Origin of the sequence: Cloacibacillus sp. An23 (assembly GCF_002159945.1) — a bacterium.
Taxonomy (GTDB): domain Bacteria; phylum Synergistota; class Synergistia; order Synergistales; family Synergistaceae; genus Caccocola.
Genome location: NZ_NFJQ01000001.1, coordinates 117,688 through 137,282, shown reverse-complemented (window position 1 = coordinate 137,282; position 19,595 = coordinate 117,688). Strand labels below are relative to the sequence as shown.

Sequence of the window (19,595 nt, the reverse complement as noted above, 5' to 3'; positions counted from 1 at the left end):
TTATTCGTAATCGACGACGTTGGCCCAGTGGCGCAGGAATTCGGTTTCTTCGGCGCGTCCGGAGGCGAGGCGTTCGGCGGCGCGCAGCGGTATCCACGCCTGTACGGAGGCTTTCGGCGTCCCGCTTTTTTCGCAGTAGAGGGAAAGGTATTCTTCGGCTCCGTCTATCTCGCCGTTGAGCCAGAAGAGCAGGTAGGTGCGCGCGGCGTCGGCTTCGGGCGAACCCTGCGCGGCGCGCGACCAGTCTACCGTGTAGTCAGCGCCGCCGCTCGAGGCGATGACGTTGCTCGGAGCGAAGTCGCCGTGGCATATTTTGTCTCCCTGCGGCAGCGATTCCAGCCGCATGTGAAGGTCGTAGAGCGTGGCGGAGGGGAGACCGGCTTCGAACAGGCTTTCTTCGACGCGCTCTTTGAGCTTGGCGAGGCCGCGCGCTTTCGTAGAATTTATGCGGAGCTGCGCCTCCACGAAGCGCCCGAGGTATTCGCCGCGCTTTTCCGGCTCTTCGTCCATGAGGCGTTCGAGCGTTTTCCCTTCGATAAATTCGGAGACTATCGCCCATTTGCCCCCGGCTTTGGTGACTTCGAGTATCTTCGGGACGTCGAGCCCGGCTTCTTCTATTTTCGCGTGTGTCGCGGCTTCCGAGAGGATTCTGCTTTTCGCGTATTCGTCCCCGAATACTTTGACGCACAGGTTCCCGTCCCGGTAGACCGTTTTCGACGTTCGGACTGCTATTATCCTTTCCAGCTTCATAACCGTCTCTCCCTCCTATTTCCCGTAATAGGCTTTGAGATACATTTCTTTTATCTCGGACATCAGCGGATAGCGCGGGTTCGCCCCGGTGCACTGGTCGTCGAAGGCCTGTTCGGTCATTTCGTCGAGCGTCGCTAGGAAATCTTCTTCCGCTATGCCGTAGTCTTTTATCGTCTTCTTTATGCCGACGCGCTCTTTGAGCGCCGCGACGGCGGAAATCAGGCTTTCGAGTTTTTCTTCATTCGTGCGTCCCGCGAGCCCCAGGAAGTCCGCGACCTCGGCGTAGCGCTCGAGCGTGTGCGGGTAGGCGTACTGGGGGAAGGTTCCCATCTTCGCCGGGACTTCGGCGGCGTTGTATCTCAGCACGTATTCTATCATCAGCGCGTTCGCGACGCCGTGCGGCAGATGGTGGAAGGCTCCGAGCTTGTGAGCCGTCGAGTGGCAGACGCCGAGGAAGGCGTTGGCGAAGGCCATGCCCGCCATCGTCGCGGCGTGCGCCATTTTTTCGCGCGCGACCGGGTCTTTCGCGCCGTTTTCGTAGGCGCGCGGCAGGTAGTCGAATATCGAGCGCAGCGCGCGCAGCGCCATCGCGTCGGTAAATTCGGTCGCCATCAGCGAGGCGTAGGCTTCGAGCGCGTGAGTGACCGCGTCTATGCCGGAGGCGGCCGTCAGCCCTTTGGGCGCGTCCATCATCATGTCGGCGTCCACTATCGCCATATGCGGCATGAGCTCGTAGTCTGCGAGCGGGTATTTGACGCCGCTCTTTTCGTCCGTGATTACGGCGAAGGGCGTGACTTCCGAGCCCGTTCCCGCCGAGGTCGGCACCGCGATGAAGTACGCCTTTCCGCCCATCTTCGGGAAGGTGTAGACGCGCTTTCTGATGTCGGCGAAGCGCATCGCCATGTCCATGAAGTCGGCCTCTGGATGTTCGTAGAGCACCCACATGATTTTGCCGGCGTCCATCGCGGAGCCGCCGCCGACCGCTATTATGCAGTCCGGGCCGAAGTCCGTCATCGCCTTCGCGCCTTCGCGCGCGCAGGCGAGCGTTGGGTCGGGCGCCACGTCGAAGAATGTCGCGTGTTTTATGCCCATCTCGTCGAGGCGCGAGGTTATCGCCTTCGTGTAGCCGTTATTGTAGAGGAACGTGTCTGTTACGATGAATACCTTCTTTTGCCGAGCACTTCTTTCAGCTCGCGCAGGGCGACGGGCAGGCAGCCTTTCTTTATGTATGTCTTCTGCGGCGTGCGGAACCAGAGCATGTTCTCTCTCCTTTCGGCGACGGTCTTTATGTTGAGCAGGTGCTTCACGCCGACGTTTTCCGAGACGGAGTTGCCGCCCCACGAGCCGCAGCCGAGCGTGAGAGAAGGCGTCGTGTTGAAGTTGTAGACGTCGCCTATGCCGCCCTGCGACGACGGCGTGTTGACGAGGACGCGCCCCGTCTTCATCCGGGATTTGAAATAGTCCAGCTTTTCGCGTTCCGTCACGGCGTTGAGGTAGACCGCCGAAGTGTGGCCGAATCCGCCGTCGGCGACGAGGCGCTCCGCCTTCGCCACTGCCTCTTTGAAATCCGCCGCGCGGTACATCGCGAGCACGGGCGAGAGCTTCTCGTGCGCGAACTCTTCGCTTATATCTACGCTCTCTACCTCGCCTATGAGTATCTTCGTATCCTCCGGAACTTCGACGCCGGCCATCGACGCGATCTTGTGAGCCTTCTGCCCGACTATCGCCGCGTTTACGGCCCCGTTGACTATTATCGTCTTGCGCACGCGCTCCGTCTCCTCCTTGTCGAGGAAGTAGCAGCCGCGCGCCGCGAATTCGGCCTTGACCTTGCCGTAGACGGAGCCGACCGCGATGACCGACTGCTCGGAGGCGCATATCATGCCGTTGTCGAAAGTTTTTGAATGTATGATAGAGTTGACCGCGAGCTGCACGTCGGCGCTTTCGTCTATGACGGCGGGGGTGTTGCCGGCTCCTACGCCGAGCGCGGGCTTCCCGCTCGAGTACGCGGCCTTAACCATTCCGGGGCCGCCGGTCGCGAGTATCAGGTCGGCCTCGCGCATGACGGCGTTCGTCAGCTCGAGCGACGGCACGTCTATCCACGCTATAATTCCTTCGGGCGCTCCGGCCGCGACGGCGGCGTCGAGGACGGTTTTCGCCGCGAGAATCGTCGATTTCTTAGCCCTCGGGTGCGGGCTGATTATCATCCCGTTGCGCGTCTTGAGCGCGAGCAGAGTCTTGAAAATCGCCGTCGAAGTCGGGTTCGTCGTCGGAATGACGGCGGCTATAACGCCGACCGGCTCCGCGATCTTCTGCGTGCCGAACTCCCTGTCTTCCTCGATAACGCCGCAGGTCCTGACGTTCTTGTAGTAGTTGTAGATATACTCGGCCGCGAAATGATTCTTGAATATCTTGTCCTCGAGGACGCCCATCCCTGTCTCTTCCACCGCGGCGCGAGCCAGCGGGATGCGCGCCATGTTCGCCGCAGTGGCCGCGGCGAGGAATATCCTGTCCACTTCTTCCTGCGTGTAAAGGGCGAATTTCTTCTGCGCCTCACGCACTTCGGCCATCCTCGTCGCCAGCGTTTCAAGGCTGTCGACCGTCATCGCGCTTTTCATCTGTTCCATACGTCACACTCCAGCCCGTTTTGCACGGACGTGAAAACGCCGCGCCGTAGATTTAGTGAAAAAAATCTCAAATTCACTGAAAAAATGATAACGTAAAAGTGCTGTTTGCAGAAGATACGAAAAAGCGTATATCGCCATATCAATATCGATATATTGTTATCTATAGCGCGCCCGGCGCGCTCCGTTTGACAGTAAAAAAGTAAACTGCTATCTTTTAATGTGAATTTTGCGAAAGAGATGCGAAAGGGAGGCGTCCGCCATAGATATAGAAAATGAGCACGCGCGCCACAGGACGGCGACGATAGAGGAACTGGCGGAGAATATGCCGAAGGAGGATTCCTTCGGGCAGGTTGCTTCCGTTTTTCAGCAGATCTCGGACTGCACGCGGCTGCGCATATTGTGGCTGCTGTGCCACACGACGGCGAGCGTCGGCGCGATAGCGCGCGCCGTCGGAATGAGCGACTCGGCAGTGTCGCATCACCTGCGCGTCCTGCGCGCTGACGGCCTCGTAAGCGCGAAGCGCAGCGGCAAGGAGGTCTATTATACTCTGGCCGAGGGCGAGAAGGCGCGGCTTCTGCACCGGACGATAGACGCGATGTTCGAGATAGAGTGCCCGAGCGAGGAAGATTAGGCGAAACTGCGGATATCCGTACGCCGCCGGTAAACGAAAAAGGCAAAGCCTCACGGGCGCGAGACCCGCGAGGCTTTGCCTTTATTAGATGTGGATGGGTTATTTCTGTCGTGGCTCCCCTTTTAGCTAACCTTTGACGCCGTCGTTGTAAACAACCGCCTTTATCAGACTCCTTTCTCTGTTGATGTAGAGCTGCATCGCGCTTTCAATCTCTTCCATGCCGTGGAAGCGGTGCGTGATGAGCTTCTCTGGCTGCACGCGCCCCGCCGATATGAGGCTGAGCATGCGTTCCAGCTTCAGCCTGCCGCCGGCGCACTGCACGCCTTTTATGGTCTTGTCCCCGTATCCGAAGCCCCACGAAGGGAGGTCGAGCGGGATCGTCAGGCTCGGCACGTCGAAGTAGGCCGCGACGTTGACGAGCGTGCCGCCGTTTTTCATAATTCCGAGCCCCTGGGATATCGTGCGGTCGTTTCCGCCGCAGACGAGCACCCTGTCGACCTGCCCGCCGTTGGCCTTTACGATCGCGTCGAGGAAGTCGGCGTCGTGATAGTTGAACAGCTCCGTCGCGCCGTACTCCTTCGCGACCTCGAAGCAGACGTTTCTCGAGCCTATGGCGAACACCTTCCCAGCGCCCTTGAGGACGCAGGCGCGCACGCCCATCAGCCCGACCGGGCCTATTCCGAAGACGGCGACGGACTCGCCGAACTGCAGCTCCATCTCCTCGACGCCGCGGAACGCCGTCGCCATCATGTCGGTCGCCATGACGGACTGGTCCCATGTGACGTTGTCGGGGATGTGGGCCAGGTTCATTTCGGCGTCTTCGACGTAATATTCGTCGACGAATGAGCCGCCTCTTTCAGTGAAGGTGCCTGTGTTGTCCCAGTAACGGTCGCGCGGGTGTCCGTCCTGGGCCGCGAGAGTGTGCCAGTCGGGCATCGCCGCGCAGGCCGCGACCCTGTCTCCGGGTTTGAAATCTTTCACCGCCGAACCGACGGCTATGATTGTGCCGGACATTTCATGTCCCGCCGCCTTATACAGCAGGTCGGGGCAGTCGCGCAGCCCGGTCTCGATCAGATGGGCGTCGGTCGTGCACGGCGTCCATATCGCCGGCTTGACTATGGCGGCCTGCGGAGCCAGATTGTCCGGCATCACGCAGTCTTCTCTGATCTCCATTTTGTTTTCTCCGACGACGCAGCAGCCTCTTGTGTATTTCATGGCGGACCCTCCTTGTAAATTTTATTTATTTTTATGATTGCTTGTTTATCCTAGATAGCGCGGCCCGCGTTGTACCCTTCCGTGGTCGCCTCGAGCGCGTTTCTAGCCTTCACGGCGTCCCCGACGACGGCGTAGGGCACTCCGGAGGCCTTCGCGGCTTCCTCGAGCGGGTTGTAGCTCCTGTAGCCCGTCGCTGTCACGACCATATCGGCCGGGATTACCTCGACTCTGCCGTCTGGGTGCGCGAAGGTCACGGAGTCGTCCTTGACCTCCGTCACGTTTACGGATGTCAGTATCCTCACGTCCCTGTCTTTCAGCTCTTTTATAAGCGGGACGCTTACGGCCGCCGGCGCGTCGAGCACGATGTCGTCCCTCATTTCGAGTATCGTGACTTTCTTCAGCTCGTCGAGCGCGAGGAAATGCGCCGTCTCAGCGCCGACTTCGCCGCCTCCGATGACGACGCAGCGGCGGCCCGGCTTGACGCTTCCTCCGAGCACGTCTGTGGCGAAGCAGGCGATTTTGCTCTCTGCCAGCCCCTTTATCGGCGCGGCGGAAGGATGCGCGCCGGTGGCGAGGATTATATGGTCCGCGCCGAGCGTGCGCAGGCTTTCGGGCGTTATTTCCGTCCCGTACTTGATTTCCACGCCGAGCTCGCGGCACTGCGTGAGCTGCCATATAAGAAATTCTGTGATTTCGCCTTTGCAGGGCGGGAATGAGGCGTAGTAGAAGTTCCCGCCGGAATGGCTTTCTTTTTCGTAGACCGTGACTTCGTGTCCGCGCTGTTTGGCGGCGATGGCGGCGTACAGCCCGGCCGGCCCCGCGCCTATGACTGCGACTTTCTTGGGCGTGTCTGCTTTCGTTATCGGCCCGTCGGACTCGTGTCCTACGGTTGGGTTGAGCACGCAGCGTATCGGGTGCGCGGTCCAGAGGACGTTGACGCATCCGACGTTGCACCCGAGGCATTTTCTCAGGTCTTCTATCCTGCCGCTCCGGGCTTTTTCCGGGAAGTGCGGGTCGCAGATTGAGCCTCTGCCCATGGCGATAAGGTCGGATTTTCCTTCCGCGAGGATGTTGTCGGCTATGAACGGGTCGTTGATGCGGTTGACCGCCATAACAGGTATGTGTACGACGGACTTTATTTCCTTCGCCCAGTCGGAATACCAGCCCGGCCCCTTGTGGCTGCTCGCCATGCAGAACTCGAGCGACGAATAGTTGCCGAGCGATATGTCGAGCATGTCTACTCCGGCGTCCTGAAGGATTTTCGCTATGACCTTCGATTCCTCAATGGTGAGGCCGCCTTCCACAAATTCGTCGGCGGAGACGCGCATCGCGAGAATGAAGTTTTCTCCGCACTTTTCGCGGATGTCGCGGATTATCTCCCTCGCGAACCGCGTGCGGTTCCAGACGCTTCCGCCGTATTCGTCGAGCCTCTTGTTCATGAACGGGGATAGGAACTGGTCTACGAGGTAGCCGTGGCCGCCGTGTATTTCTATGCCGTCGAAGCCGCACTTTTTCGCGCGCAGCGCTGCGTCTCCGAACTGTTTGGTCAGAGCCTTGATCTCTTCGGTGGTGAAGGGCTTGGCCACCGCGTCGCCGAAGGGCGACATTATGGGCGACGGGGCTTTCGGCGGCTCGTGCAGCACGGCTTCGTCGCCCTGCATGCCGCTGTGGAAAAGCTGCACGAGGATGAGCGCGCCGTGTCTGTGGACGCGTTCGGCGAGCTTGCTGTGGCTCTCCATCTGGGCGTCGCACCAGAGGCCCGGGACCGTGGCGAAACTTATCCCTTTGGGGGCGACGGCGTAGTCCTCGGTGATTATCATGCCGAATCCGCCTTTCGCCTTTTCCTCGTGGTAGGCGATGTATTTTTCCGTCGCGTCGCCGTGCGTGTCGCAGAAGTAGGTCAGCATCGCCGGGACGACGCAGCGGTTTTTGAGCGTTTTGCCTCTGATAGTCAGAGGGCTGAAAAGATGATCGAACATATTAAACCTCCTCATTTACGATTATTTTTTATTTATGCGCGCAGAACGCGCCTGTTGTGAAATTTTCTCTCTTCTGCCGCCGCAGTGAGAAATTATGTTCCAGTTGGGATGCCGGGCGGCCAGGCCCGCCGCAGGCGGAATTGGCCGTCCGGCTTATGATGTGGGGATTTTGCCCGAACTTCAGAGGCGTTTATTTGCTGTTTACCGGCGGATTAAGCCCAGGCGCGAACGCTTCACCTTTGAATATCCACGCGCCCTCGCCTTCAGCGTTGTTGCACGCTACGATGTACATATCCCTAGAATCGGGGCTGATGGCGAAATTCGTCGAAGCTATTATCATCTTGTCGCGCCCTTCGAGAAGTATCTGCCCGATAGGGAAGCCGTTGGGGTTGAAGGCCAGTACGCGCCCCTGGCGGTACATCGCTACGTAGACGTTGCCGTCTTTATCGACGTGCATCGAGTCTGGCGCGGGGCCGGTGAAATAGTACGGGATCGATACGCCGAGCTGCGAAAGCTCCGCCGGAGCGACCAGTTCGGAACGCAGGAGCCTGTTGCGGCCGTACTCGCCAACCCAGAGCACTTTGCCGTCCGGGCTGAGCGCGACGCCGTTGGCCTGCGCGAGATTTTTGATCACCGGTTTTACCGTCTTCCTGTCGGGGGTGATGTAGTAGACTCCGCCTATCGGTTCGGCGTCCGTCCCTCTGATGTCGCTGAAATAGATCCCGCCTTCGGCGTCGAACACGAGGTCGTCAGGCAGATAGCCCGCGTCCGGGGACAGTATATATTCTATTTTTCCTTCCCGGCTGAAACAGGCGACGCCGCCCCTCTTGTTTGGGAAATTGAGGACCGCGGCGTAAAGGAGTCCGTCAGGCCCGAAAGCAGTGCCGCCAGCGATGAAGCCGTCCAGTTTGGCAAATGTAGAGAGCTTCTTGTCGTGGGTCATGCGCATGATAGTGCCGGCCGTCACATCGCTGAAATAGAGCGTTCCGTCCGCCGCCAGCACCGTGCCTTCAAGTTCGTGCATCTCTTTCGTGACCTCAAACCAGCGCGAAGCCTGCACGGTCTGGAGGCCGCGTTCCGAAGGCGGGACGGGAGTGGGCCCGGACGAATTTTCGTCGTAGACGAGTCCGCCCTGCGCAGCAAAGGCGCACTGGCAGACGGCTATCACCGCGGCGGCCGACAACGCGGCCAGCAGATTCTTTCTCATTTTCACAACAAATCCCTCCGTTTTTGAAAAGTTATAACGTCGATGCGTACTGACGCCGGAAGGCCGTTTCGCCGCGCTCCGCGCAGAAACTTTGCGCCGGCGAAGCATGACGGCGGCTTTTCACAGGGGAGCGCGCTCTTTCCGTCCCTGCGGAAAGCTGCTGTACTATCGGTCAACTGACCATCAGTACAATGCGAAGCATATCACTCATTCGCAAAAAAGACAATCGTCGTGTGAGAAATTTCACGCACTTGTTTTACATAGAAAAAAGCGGTTCGCTGTATGGACATTTTCCCAAAGTTCGTGTAAGGTAAAGCAATCCGCGCAGAGACGCAGTCCCTAGATTAACGGCTGTGCCATCAGCTTTGCTCGTCCGTTGATATATGGCCGATACGCTATTGAGGAGGAGTCCTTTTCTTGAACGAAAAATATATCAGCCCGGCTCAGGCCGCCGCAAGAGAATCAATTTCTTCAAACACAGGCAAAAAAGAGGAATTGATGCGGGTCGGTCTTGAGCTGATTGCGAAAAACGGCCTGAACAACACTTCGGTGAACGACATCATCGAAGAGGCCGGGGTCGCTAAGGGCACTTTCTATTACTATTTCACGGGGAAAGAAGATTTTCTGAAAACCACTATGATGGCGATCTGGCCGAAAGATTCTTTCACGCACCTTGACGCGCACCCAGAGACGCCGATTGCGGAAAAACTGACGGATTACGCGAAAACCTATCTGCATTCCGTGAAAAAGAATATGAGCAGAGACTTCTGCCGGCTGTGGGTCAGGGTCGTAATGGAGCACGACGACCCCGTCATGCGTCTCGCCGCCGACACCTCGTATCTCCTCTCGATGCTCGAAGAGGCCAGGGAGAAAGGCGAGCTGAAACCCGACACGGACTGCGCAGGTATATGCCGGATGATTACGGCCTACCTGTACGGAGCCTGCTTCCTATGGGAGATGGACGAGAATATGGACGCGGTCGAAAGCGTCGAGCTTTTCTGCGAAGCCGTGAGCCGTTTTATCGAAAAGTATCTGAGCTAGGCCGCCGCGGATATTTGGAACTAAGGCCGTCAGGAAGAACCTGACGGCCTTTATAATTACCGCGCTGTTACTTGTTGACGTTGACCGCGGGGCCGTGCGCGAAGGCTCCGAATCTGTAGATCCACGCGCCGCCGCCGTCCTTCACGGTGCGCGCGACTATATACGCTTCCTTCGAGCCGGGGTCTATCGCGAGGCTGGTCGTCGCTATCCTGGCTTCTTCGCGCCCCGGCAGCAGTATCTGTCCTATCGGTATGCCGCTGCCGTTGAAGGCCATGACGCGCCCCTGTCCGTACATCGCGACGTAGACGTTGCCGTCCGCGTCGGTGCGCATGGAGTCCGGCGCGGGGCCGATGAAGCGGTACGGGACGGAGGTGCCGAGCTCCGACACCTTGACCGCGCTTTCAAGTTCGAAGCGGTAGAGCAGGTTGCGCCCGAACTCCGTAGCCCACAGCACCGTCCCGTCGGGGCTGAGCGCGACGCCGTTCGCCTGCGCGAAATCAGCCGCGACTACCGAGACCGTCTTCATGTCGGGGGCCGCGTAATATATACCGCCTTTCGGCTCTGAGGGAGTGCCTTTGAAGTCGCTGAAGTAAAATCCGCCGTTTTTGTCAAAGATTACATCGTTCGGCATATAGCCGGCCTCGGGCGGAAGGATGTATTCCATCTTCGAGCCGTCCGGGGCTATCGCGGCTATCACGCCCCTGCCGCTCGGGAAGTCGAGCGCCGCCGCGAAGAGGCGCCCGTCGGGCGCGAAGGCGAGGCCTCCGGGGGCGAAGTCCTTGAAAGACGCGAATTCGGAGAGCTCCTTATCCTTCGTGACGCGCATGACCTTGCGCGCGGTGACGTCGCAGAAGTAGAGCGCGCCGTCCGGGCCGAATGTCGCTCCTTCGAGCTCGTGCGCGCCGTCCGACACCTTGAGCCACTGTTCCGCAGCCGCGGTCTGGAGGCCGCGTTCCATCGCGGGAACAGGCGACGGCCCGAGCACCGACGCGTCGTAGGTCAGGCTGTTCTGCGCGGCGAAACAGGCGGAAGCGGAGCATATCGCCGCAGCCGCGGCGAATGCGGGAATAAATTTCATTTTCATCGTAAAAATCCTCCGTTTTGCAGCTTGTAATAGAACTGATAAAACGCGGCGGCGCGTGTCCGGCGCGCGCCGCCGCCGTCAATTTCCGGTGTCTATTAGAGGAAAGCCCCGTTGCAGACCTGGATTACCTGTCCCTTGACAGCCTTGCCCATCTTGCTCGCGAGATAGAGGCAGGCGTAAGCCTGGTCGATCGCCTCGCACTCGGGGCCCGGGAAGTAGACGAAATGTCCGCTGTACTTCAGCATCTCGGCGCCGCCGGGCTGCTCGCCGGCCTTGTTCGCGAGGTGCGCCGGGGTGATAGTCGCGCCCGGGGCGACGGCGTTGCAGCGGATGTTCGTGTCTATGAGGCGCATCGCTACGTTCTTGGTCAGAGTGTTGAGCGCGCCCTTCGTCGAGGTGTAGGTCGCGCCGCAGAAGGGGCGCGTGCCGTTGACGGAGGAGATGTTGATGATGACGCCGTCGTTCTTCGGAAGGAATATCTTGAGCGCCTCGCGGATATAGCGCATCGGGCCGCCGAGGTTCGTGTTCATGACGTAGAGCATCCAGTCGTCGTCGGTCTCGTCGATGAGCTTCTGCTCGCCTATGCCGGCGTTGTTGATGAGGATGTCCACGTCGCCGAACTCTTTGAGCGCCGTCTCGAACACGCGCTTCGTGTCCTCGGTCGAGCATGTGTCGGCCACGACTCCGACCGCCTGGCCGCCCTTCTCGTTTATGCCCTTTACCACCTCGTCGAGTTTTTCTTTGCCGCGCGCCGTGATTACGACCTTCGCGCCTTCTTCGGCGAAGAGTTCCGCCATCGTGCGCCCCATCCCGTAGCTCGCGCCGGTGATTATAGCTACCTTGCCGTCAAGCATTTTTGCATCCATTGTATAGTTGCTCCCTTCAAAAATTTTTTCTTGATGTTTCGAGGGATTTCCGCATTTCTCGTCTGCGTTTCCCTTCGACGCGCATAGTCTATAACGTCCCGAAACGGATAACAAATACTTAGTATGGACGCGCAAGTCATGCTTAAGAGGCATATGTTTGCTGGCGGATAGAAGGACAAAAAACGCCGCGCGGAGCATAAGTCCGTGCGGCGAAATACAGGCGTGTGTTTTGGAGCTGCGCGGCGGCTAGGCTATCGCTTTCGCGACTATCGCGCGCGCCTCTTCATTTATCTTCGCGAGGTGTTCCTCGCCCTTGAAGCTTTCGGCGTAGATTTTGTAAATGTCCTCCGTGCCGGAGGGACGGGCCGCGAACCAGCCGTTTTCCGTCGTCACCTTGAGGCCGTCTATCGGCGCTCCGTTGCCGGGCGCGTTCGTCAGCTTCGCCGTGATTTTGTCTCCGGCGAGAGTTTCCGCCGTCACGTCGGCGGGGGAGAGTTTCTTTAATTTTTCCTTTTCCTCGCGCGTCGCGGGCGCGTCCTTGCGCGAGTAGCAGGGCGCGCCGTAGCGCGCCGTCATCGCGTCGTAGAGCTCGGAGGGCGTCTTTCCGGTCACGGCGGTGATTTCCGCCGCGAGCAGGCTCATTATGAATCCGTCCTTGTCTGTGCTCCACGCGCTCCCGTCCATGCGGAGGAACGACGCTCCGGCGCTCTCCTCGCCTCCGAAGGCGAGAGAGCCGGAGAGCAGGCCGTCGACGAACCACTTGAAGCCGACGGGGACTTCGTAGACTTTGCGCCCCACGCCGGCGGCGGCGCGGTCTATTATGGAGCTCGATACGAGCGTCTTGCCGGCCATCGCCTCAGCGCTCCAGAGCGGCCTGTGCGTGAAAAGGTATTCTATCGCGACGGCGAGGTAGGCGTTCGGCTTCATCAGCCCCGCGCGCGTCACTATGCCGTGGCGGTCGTAGTCCGGGTCGTTGCCGAATGCTATGTCGTATTTGTCCTTCAGCGCGACGAGCTTCGCCATCGCCCACGGCGAAGAGCAGTCCATGCGCACCTTGCCGTCGTGGTCGAGCGGCATGAAGGAGAAAGTCGGGTCCACCGTCTTGTTTACTACCTCGATGTCGAGACCGTATCTCTCCGCTATCGGCTCCCAGAAATATATGCCCGAGCCGCCGAGCGGGTCCGCGCCTATTTTGAGCCCCGAGGCCGCTATCGCGTCCATCTTTATTATCTCGCCGAGGCCGGAGACGTAGCCCTCTATGTAGTCCACGAAGCCGGCGTTCGGCGCTTTGACCGCTCGCTCGAAGGACATGCGCTTCACGGACTTGAGCCCCTCTCCGAGTATCTCGTTCGCGCGGTTTTCTATCCATTTCGTAACGTCAGTCCCGGCCGGGCCTCCGCTCGGCGGGTTGTACTTGAATCCGCCGTCCGAAGGCGGGTTGTGCGAGGGCGTGATGACGACGCCGTCGGCTGTCGTGCCGTGTTTCGCGGCGTTCCACGTCAGTATCGCGTGCGAGACGACCGGCGTCGGCGTATATGTGAACCCCTCCTGCATACGCAGCTCGACGCCGTTCGCGGCGAATACCTCCGCCGCGGTGCGCAGCGCAGCCTCCGAGAGCGCGTGCGTGTCCATGCCCATGAAGAGCGGCCCCGCTATGCCGCGCCCCGCTCGGTACTCGCATATCGCCTGCGAGACAGCCGCTATGTGGTCTTCGTTGAAGCTGCGCTTGAGCGACGAGCCGCGGTGACCGGACGTGCCGAAGGCGACGCGCTGGTCTTTTTCGCGCGCGTCCGGATGCTCGGTGTAGTAGGCCGCCATGAGTCTCGGGATATTTATCTCTGGACGTTTTTCCATATCATGTCCCCCTGACGCTTTGTATTTTCCGTTGCCGCGTCTATGATAGCTCAAATTTTTAGTTTTTGCGATTGCCGCGCGCCCATAAGCCGCGTGTCACGCAAAACGTTACATCTGCGTCACTTTTTTCGTCATTGTTCTTGAATTCACGATTTTGTTAAACTTCCCACAAGTGAAAATAATTCTGCTTTGAAAGCAGAAAAAGGAGGAAAACTATGAAGCTGGAAATCGGAAAATTCATGGTCAAAGACATAGTCTTTGGCGAGAAGACCGCTTACAGCAACGGAATCCTCACAGTCGACAAGGACGACGCTCTCGCGTGCGTCCGCGAGGACAAGCACATCACCGACGCCGACCTCAAGATCGTACACCCCGGCGATATGGTGAGGCTCTGCCCCGTCAAGGATTCCGTGGAGTTCCGCTGCAAAGTCAGCGGAGGCGAAGGCGCCTATCCCGGCGTGACCTCGCCGCTCGGACAGGCCGGCATGGGCCGCACCCACGTCCTCGACGGCGTGACGCTCCTTTCCGTCGGCAAACACTGGGGAGGCTTCCAGGACGGCCTCATCGACATGGGCGGCCCCTACCAGCACTACACGATCTGGGGCGACATGCCCAACCTCGTGCTCGTCGCCGACACCGACGAACTTGACGAGCAGCGCGAGCAGCAGAAGCGCAACCACGCCATCCGCTGGGCGACGCTCCGCCTCGCCGAGCACATCGCCGAGTGCGTGCGCGACATGGAGCCTGAGGAGATAGACACCTACGAGCTGCCGCCGATAACCGACCGCAGCGAAGATGTCAAGAAGCTTCCCGGCGTCGTCTACGTGCTCCAGCCGCAGACTCAGATGGAAGCCCTCGGCTACAACACGCTCATCTACGGATGGGACGGCAACAGGATGCTCCCGACGCTCATGCACCCGAACGAGCTGCTCGACGGCTGCATGGTCTCCGGAAGCTTCATGCCGAGCTCCTCTAAGATCTCGACCTACGAGTTCTCGACCAACCCGATGATCAAGCGCCTTTACGCGCAGCACGGCAAGACGATCAACTTCCTCGGCGTAATCATGTCCACGCTGAACCCGAAGATGGAAGAGAAGCAGCGCTGCGTGCAGATGGCGGGACAGATAGCCGTCGCGATAGGCGCGCAGGGCGCGGTCGTCGCCGAAGAAGGCTACGGCAACCCCGATGTCGACTACACGGCCATGCTCGTCGAGCTCGAGCGCCTCGGCATCAAGACGATAGGCCTTTCTGACGAAGCGACGGGACGCGACGGAGCCTCGCAGCCGCTCGTTTCGATGAACCCGGCTACCGACGCCCTCGTCACCACCGGCAACGTCTCGCAGTTCTACGAGATGCCCGCGATGGAAGTCATCGGAGAACTCGAGGCCCTCGCGCGCGACGGAAACTCCGGCGGCTGGGAAGGCTGCATCAACCCGGACGGCAGCTGCGTGATGGAGAACAACGGAATGTTCTGCGCCAACCACATCAGCGGCTACTCGCGCAGAAGCTGCGCCGATTTCTAAGGAGGCCGGAATAATATGAAGGCTATACATTATATCAACCAGTTCTTCGGACAGGTCGGCGGAGAGGACGCGGCGGACAGCAAGCCGATATTCCACGACGGGATAATCGGATGCTCGATGATGCTCAACGGCATGATGCCGGACATCGAAGTCACGAACACCATCGTCTGCGGAGACAACTACATCACCAACCACACCGACGAAGCCCTCAAAGAGATATTCGAGTGGCTCGATAAGAAAGAGTTCGACATCTTCTTCGCCGGCCCCGCGTTCATGGCGGGACGCTACGGAGTAGGCTGCGGCATCATCTGCAAAGCCGTCAAAGAGCGCTACAACGTCCCCGTCCTCAGCTCGATGAACGAGGAAAACCCCGGCGTCGCCGAATACAAGGCCGATATGTACATCTTCAAGGGCGGACGCAAGGCCACCTTCATGAAGAACGACCTCACCGCTATGGCGAAATTTGCCGAGAAGATAGCGAAAGGCGAGCAGCTCCTTCCCGCGGCCGAGGAAGGATACTTCCCGCGCGGGATCCGCAGCGAGATCCCGGCCCCCGGCAACGTCATGGCCGCCGACCGCGTCATCGACATGCTCATCAAGAAGCTCAACGGAGAACCTTTCCAGACAGAGCTCGTCATCCCGAAGACCGACAAGGTCCCGCCGGCGCCCGCCGTTAAAGACCTCAGCCAGTGCACGATAGCGCTCGTCTCTTCGAGCGGCGTCGTACCCCTCGACAACCCGGACCATATCCAGAGCGCTTCCGCGACGAAGTGGGGCAAGTACAACATCGCCGGCAAGGACTGCCTGCCGTCTACGGAGTACAAGACGATACACGCCGGATTCGACCCCGCGGCCATGTGCGCAGTTCCCGACCGCGGCATCCCCGTGGACGCGATGCGCTACTTCGAGAAGCAGGGCAAGTTCAAGAAACTCTACGACTACTACTATGTAACGGTCGGAACAGGCACGACCCAGAACTACGCCGCCAAGTTCGGTAAAGAGATCGCCGCGGAGCTCCACGCAGCGGGAGTTGACGCCGTGATCCTCACCGCCACCTGAGGAACCTGTACTCGTTGCGGTGCAACGATGGCAAGAGAAATCGAGCGTACAGGCATTCCCGTGGTCGTCATGGCCAACCTTATCGACGTCGCGAAGACGGTTGGCTCCAACAGGATAGTCCCGACGGTTTCCGTCCCCTATCCGCTCGGAGACCCGACCCTCTCGAAAGAAGAAGAGTGGGCGCTCCGCACCCACCGCGTAGAAGTCGCTCTCGACGCGCTTACGAAAGAAGTCGAGGGACCGACGGTATTCAAGATATAACGGTACGCACCGCCGGAGAGCGCCGTATTCCTCCGCTCTCCGGCGGCTTTTCAGTTCTCTAATTGTGAAAGGAGTAACATCAGCTATGGCCGAAAAGAATACAGCACAGAAGTCCAATTCTGTTTATTATATATCTATAGCCATAACTATCGCCGTAGTGGCGTGGGGGCTCATCTCCCCAGAAGGCTTCGGAGCCTTCGCCAGCGGCCTGAACGGCTTCCTCACGAAATATTACGGCTGGGGCTATCTGCTTACGATGAACGTCTTCGTCGTCTTCTGCCTTTTCATCGGATGCAGCCGCTTCGGCAAAAAGAGGCTTGGCCCTGAAGATTCGCGTCCCGAATACAGCAACCTCTCGTGGGTCGCGATGCTCTTCTCGGCCGGCATGGGCGTCGGCCTCGTCTTCTACGGAGCCGCCGAACCTCTCACGTACTTCGCCTCCGCTCCGCTCGGCGCAGAGCCCGGCACGATACAGGCGGCGCGCGACGCTATGCAGGTGACGGTCTTCCACTGGGGGCTTCATCCGTGGGCCGGCTATTCCGTCATAGCCCTTCCGCTCGCCTATTACCAGTTCCGCCACAACGCGCCGGGACTCATAAGCACGATATTCATCCCGCTCGTCGGTGAGGAGCGCGTGCGCGGAGCGTTCGGCAAAACGGTAGACATCCTCGCGATATTCGCGACGCTCGCCGGCCTTACGACCTCGCTCGGCCTCGGCACGCTCCAGCTCAACAGCGGGCTTATGGAGCTCTTCGGAGTCTCGCAGACGACGATGGTTCAGCTTCTCATCATCGCCTTCCTCGTCGTACTCTACACCGGCTCCGCGGTCCTCGGCATCGACAAGGGCATCAAGTTCGTCGCCGACTGGAACATACGCATCTGCTTCGTCATTATGGCGGCGCTCTTCTGCGTCGGCCCGACACTCACGATACTCAACGCGACGCTCATGAGCTTCGGCGACTACGTGAGCGGACTCGTCAAGGAATCCTTCATGACCGCGCCTTACGGCGGCTCGTATGAAGCCCACCTCCGCAGCTGGACGCTCTACTACTGGGCCTGGTGGATCGCTTGGGCGCCCTTCTCCGGCTCCTTCATCGCGCGTATTTCGCGCGGACGCACGATCCGCGAGTTCATCGCCGGAGTCCTTATCGTCCCTGCGCTCGGAAGCCTCACGTGGTTCGGCATCTTCGGCACATCGGCGCTTAAGCTCGAACTCGTCGATAAAATAGGCATCTCGGCCGCGGTCCTCAACGACATTTCCGTCGGCGTCTTCAAGATGCTCGGTCAGTACATGGGCGGCTACGCGATGTCGATACTGATGCTTGTGCTCATCGTGACCTTCTTCGTCACATCGGCGAACTCCGGCACCTACGTCCTTTCGATGTACTCGACGGAAGGCTCGCTGAACCCGCCGAAGAGCAAGATGCTCGTCTGGGGCATACTCATGGGCGCTCTCGCGATGGTGCTGCTTCTCACGGGCGGACTTCAGAACCTGCAGACCGTATCGCTCGCGGCGGCCATGCCGTTCTCCATCGTAATGCTGTGCTCCTGCTGGGCTTTCTGGAAGGTCCTCATAAGAGAGGAGCAGGCGGAACAGTCTAAGTAACGCACGAAGTTCTTAAGGAGATGGAAAGATAATCATGGAGCAGGAGCTTCTGCTTTTCGAAGATAAATTTCCGTGCTGGGACGAAGAGACCGTCGCGCTCGCGGGCGGAGACGCCGCTTCCATGCGCGAGCTTGAGGAGCAGGGGCTTCTCTCCGAAGCCGGCAGCGGCTACGTCCTGACGGCCGAAGGGGAGAAGAGGCGCATCGCTCTGGCCCGGGAGTCGTTTATCCCCGTTTCCCCGATAGGCAGCTTCAACGCGGAGAAGGCGCTGTGGAACAACCGGCTCTATCATCTGATGGACTGCCGCGCGTTCACTGGCGTTTTTCCGATGGGCGTGAAGGAGTACACGGTAGACGAGAACCTGCCATACGCGCCGGCGCTTTCACGCGAAGAGCTGTGGACGCGCGAGAACGGGAAAATACGCTACGTATGGTCGGAGCACAGGCTTGTAAAGTCTTTCCTGAAACGCTTCCCCGACTGGGGCATGGCGGCCCGCGGAAAGCCAGCGCCGGGACGCGCCGCCATGAACGAATGGCTGGCGGAGAGCGGCGCTAAGACAGGGACGGTGAACTTCAACCTCGTCCTGCGCGGGCGCTACGATTTCGAGCTTTACCGCACGCAGGAGCGTCTGCCGGAGGATATATTCAACATCAAGGACGCGGACAGATTCTTCTTCCTGCGCACCTCCGACAAGAGCCCGGAGGACGTTTACGACGCGATAGGAAAGCTGCACCTGTTCATGCTGAACCAGCGCCGCGTCTACGTGCCGGGCTACGCCGACGACGACTCGATGGACCAGGAGAACTGGACGATGCTCGTGCTCGCGGCCGACACCGAGGAAGAGCTCGAAGCGGTGCGCGAACGCTACTCTGCCGACGGACAGGCCCTCATCGAACCGGCGATGCCGATGTACATAATCGGGACGAGCATAGAGCGGCTGCGCCGCATGCGCGAACCGAAGGCGAACTATTACGACTGGTTCGGAGAGGATACTGTGTATATAGTCAGGGCGGACGAAACGCAGCCCGCCGGTTTATAGCTTATAATTGAAGCGCGTCTCGATATGAGGCGCGCTTCTTCTTACTTTCTTGATAATATTTGCGTGGGGTGATGGGCTGTGAGTATGTGCGTTACGAAAGAAGAAATGAAGGATTTTGTCATGGGACGCGGAGCCGATATCTTCGGGGTCGCGGATATGACGGACGCGGCTGAATTCGTCAGAGAGACCTACGGCGAATATTACGCCTCATTTCCGCGCGCCGTGTCGTTCGCGATATTTTTCCCCAAAGAGGTCGTTAACGAACAGCTTGCCGGCCCTACACGCAACTACATGACGGTCTACACGGCCCTTAACCGCGAGATAGACCATATAAGCGCCGCGGCCGCCGTCAGGCTGCAAAAGGCCGGATACAAGGCGTATCCGGTGGCGGCCAGTGATTACCGTCCGGCTGGCGATATGTCGCGCCTGCATTGGAGGGTGGCGGAGGCCGGCGGCGCGTCCTCGTTTGCTAAAGTCTCTCTCGATATAATCGGCGCGTTCGGACACAGGACGGCCGCCGTGCGCGCCGGGCTCGGCTGGATAGGCAAGAGCTGCAGCATCGTGAACGGGCAGGTCGGGCCGAGGCTGCGTCTCGGGACGGTGCTCACCGACGCGCCGTTCGAGCCGGATGCGCCGGTCGAGAACAGGTGCGGCGGCTGCACGGAGTGCGCGAAGGCCTGTCCCGTCCACGCGCTGCGCGGCAGGACGTTCGACGCCTCGGAACCGCTTTCCGAGCGCTTCGACGTAAAAAAGTGCTTCGACTTCTGGGACGACATGGATAAAGTGTACGGGCTTGGCGGCACGTGCGGACTCTGCCTCGCGGCCTGCCCGTGGGGAAAGTAGATCCCGGAGGGCG

Annotated in this window: 16 protein-coding genes; 7 read left to right on the top strand and 9 right to left on the bottom strand. The window is 59.6% G+C overall.

Annotation, left to right across the window (positions count from 1 at the left end; translation table 11 throughout):
- The 3 genes from B5F39_RS00680 to B5F39_RS14520 are packed head-to-tail and all read right to left on the bottom strand — an operon-like array spanning position 1 to position 3,374.
- The gene (locus B5F39_RS00680; RefSeq protein ID WP_087362915.1) at positions 1–750 is read right to left on the bottom strand and encodes an aminoglycoside phosphotransferase family protein; all 750 of its coding nucleotides are present in this window, start codon (positions 748–750) and stop codon (positions 1–3) included.
- Between the two features lie 15 nt (positions 751–765).
- On the bottom strand, positions 766–1,908 hold the full coding sequence (locus B5F39_RS14360) for an iron-containing alcohol dehydrogenase (protein WP_239391013.1): 1,143 nt from the start codon (positions 1,906–1,908) through the stop codon (positions 766–768).
- Positions 1,902–3,374 carry an aldehyde dehydrogenase family protein gene (locus B5F39_RS14520; RefSeq protein WP_239390995.1) on the bottom strand — a complete coding sequence of 491 codons (1,473 nt, stop codon included), beginning with the start codon at positions 3,372–3,374 and terminating at the stop codon, positions 1,902–1,904. The genes B5F39_RS14360 and B5F39_RS14520 overlap by 7 nt, the downstream gene beginning before the upstream one ends.
- A gap of 226 nt (positions 3,375–3,600) precedes the next feature.
- Here B5F39_RS14520 and B5F39_RS00670 point away from each other — a divergent pair, with 226 nt between their 5' ends.
- Positions 3,601–4,005, top strand: a complete 405-nt coding sequence (locus tag B5F39_RS00670) for a metalloregulator ArsR/SmtB family transcription factor (RefSeq protein ID WP_204244997.1) — start codon at positions 3,601–3,603, stop codon at positions 4,003–4,005.
- Positions 4,006–4,131: 126 nt separating this feature from the next.
- Here the strand turns inward: B5F39_RS00670 and B5F39_RS00665 are convergent, their stop codons facing one another.
- The 3 genes from B5F39_RS00665 to B5F39_RS00655 form a co-directional block, all read right to left on the bottom strand.
- The gene (locus tag B5F39_RS00665) at positions 4,132–5,220 is read right to left on the bottom strand and encodes a zinc-binding dehydrogenase (protein WP_087362914.1); all 1,089 of its coding nucleotides are present in this window, start codon (positions 5,218–5,220) and stop codon (positions 4,132–4,134) included.
- Between the two features lie 50 nt (positions 5,221–5,270).
- Positions 5,271–7,199: an FAD-dependent oxidoreductase gene (locus B5F39_RS00660; protein WP_158095881.1), complete on the bottom strand. Its 1,929-nt coding sequence runs from the start codon at positions 7,197–7,199 to the stop codon at positions 5,271–5,273.
- 190 nt (positions 7,200–7,389) lie between these two features.
- On the bottom strand, positions 7,390–8,406 hold the full coding sequence (locus B5F39_RS00655) for an SMP-30/gluconolactonase/LRE family protein (protein ID WP_239391011.1): 1,017 nt from the start codon (positions 8,404–8,406) through the stop codon (positions 7,390–7,392).
- 417 nt (positions 8,407–8,823) lie between these two features.
- Between B5F39_RS00655 and B5F39_RS00650 the strand changes: the two genes are divergently transcribed.
- Complete coding sequence (locus B5F39_RS00650; RefSeq protein ID WP_087362911.1) at positions 8,824–9,447, top strand: TetR/AcrR family transcriptional regulator; 624 nt, start codon at positions 8,824–8,826, stop codon at positions 9,445–9,447.
- A gap of 67 nt (positions 9,448–9,514) precedes the next feature.
- On the opposite strand, the gene B5F39_RS00645 is transcribed toward B5F39_RS00650, so the two are convergent.
- The 3 genes from B5F39_RS00645 to pgm form a co-directional block, all read right to left on the bottom strand.
- Positions 9,515–10,531, bottom strand: a complete 1,017-nt coding sequence (locus B5F39_RS00645) for an SMP-30/gluconolactonase/LRE family protein (RefSeq protein WP_087362910.1) — start codon at positions 10,529–10,531, stop codon at positions 9,515–9,517.
- Positions 10,532–10,626: 95 nt separating this feature from the next.
- Positions 10,627–11,397, bottom strand: coding sequence for an SDR family NAD(P)-dependent oxidoreductase (locus B5F39_RS00640; protein ID WP_087362909.1), 771 nt, complete (start codon positions 11,395–11,397; stop codon positions 10,627–10,629).
- 246 nt (positions 11,398–11,643) lie between these two features.
- Positions 11,644–13,251, bottom strand: coding sequence for a phosphoglucomutase (alpha-D-glucose-1,6-bisphosphate-dependent) (pgm, locus tag B5F39_RS00635; protein WP_087362908.1), 1,608 nt, complete (start codon positions 13,249–13,251; stop codon positions 11,644–11,646).
- 215 nt (positions 13,252–13,466) lie between these two features.
- On the opposite strand from pgm, the gene B5F39_RS00630 reads away from it, so the two are divergent.
- The 5 genes from B5F39_RS00630 to B5F39_RS00610 all read left to right on the top strand — a co-directional run bounded on the left by B5F39_RS00630 (position 13,467) and on the right by B5F39_RS00610 (position 19,582).
- Positions 13,467–14,774, top strand: coding sequence for a glycine/sarcosine/betaine reductase component B subunit (locus B5F39_RS00630; protein WP_087362907.1), 1,308 nt, complete (start codon positions 13,467–13,469; stop codon positions 14,772–14,774).
- A gap of 15 nt (positions 14,775–14,789) precedes the next feature.
- Positions 14,790–16,094, top strand: coding sequence for a glycine/betaine/sarcosine/D-proline family reductase selenoprotein B (locus B5F39_RS00625; protein ID WP_087362906.1), 1,305 nt, complete (start codon positions 14,790–14,792; stop codon positions 16,092–16,094).
- 85 nt (positions 16,095–16,179) lie between these two features.
- Positions 16,180–17,700, top strand: coding sequence for a BCCT family transporter (locus tag B5F39_RS00620; RefSeq protein ID WP_087362905.1), 1,521 nt, complete (start codon positions 16,180–16,182; stop codon positions 17,698–17,700).
- Positions 17,701–17,734: 34 nt separating this feature from the next.
- Entirely contained in the window at positions 17,735–18,739 is a 1,005-nt protein-coding gene (locus B5F39_RS00615) for a hypothetical protein (RefSeq protein WP_087362904.1), read from the top strand.
- Between the two features lie 105 nt (positions 18,740–18,844).
- Positions 18,845–19,582, top strand: coding sequence for a 4Fe-4S double cluster binding domain-containing protein (locus B5F39_RS00610; RefSeq protein ID WP_158095879.1), 738 nt, complete (start codon positions 18,845–18,847; stop codon positions 19,580–19,582).
- Positions 19,583–19,595: the final 13 nt, after the last annotated feature.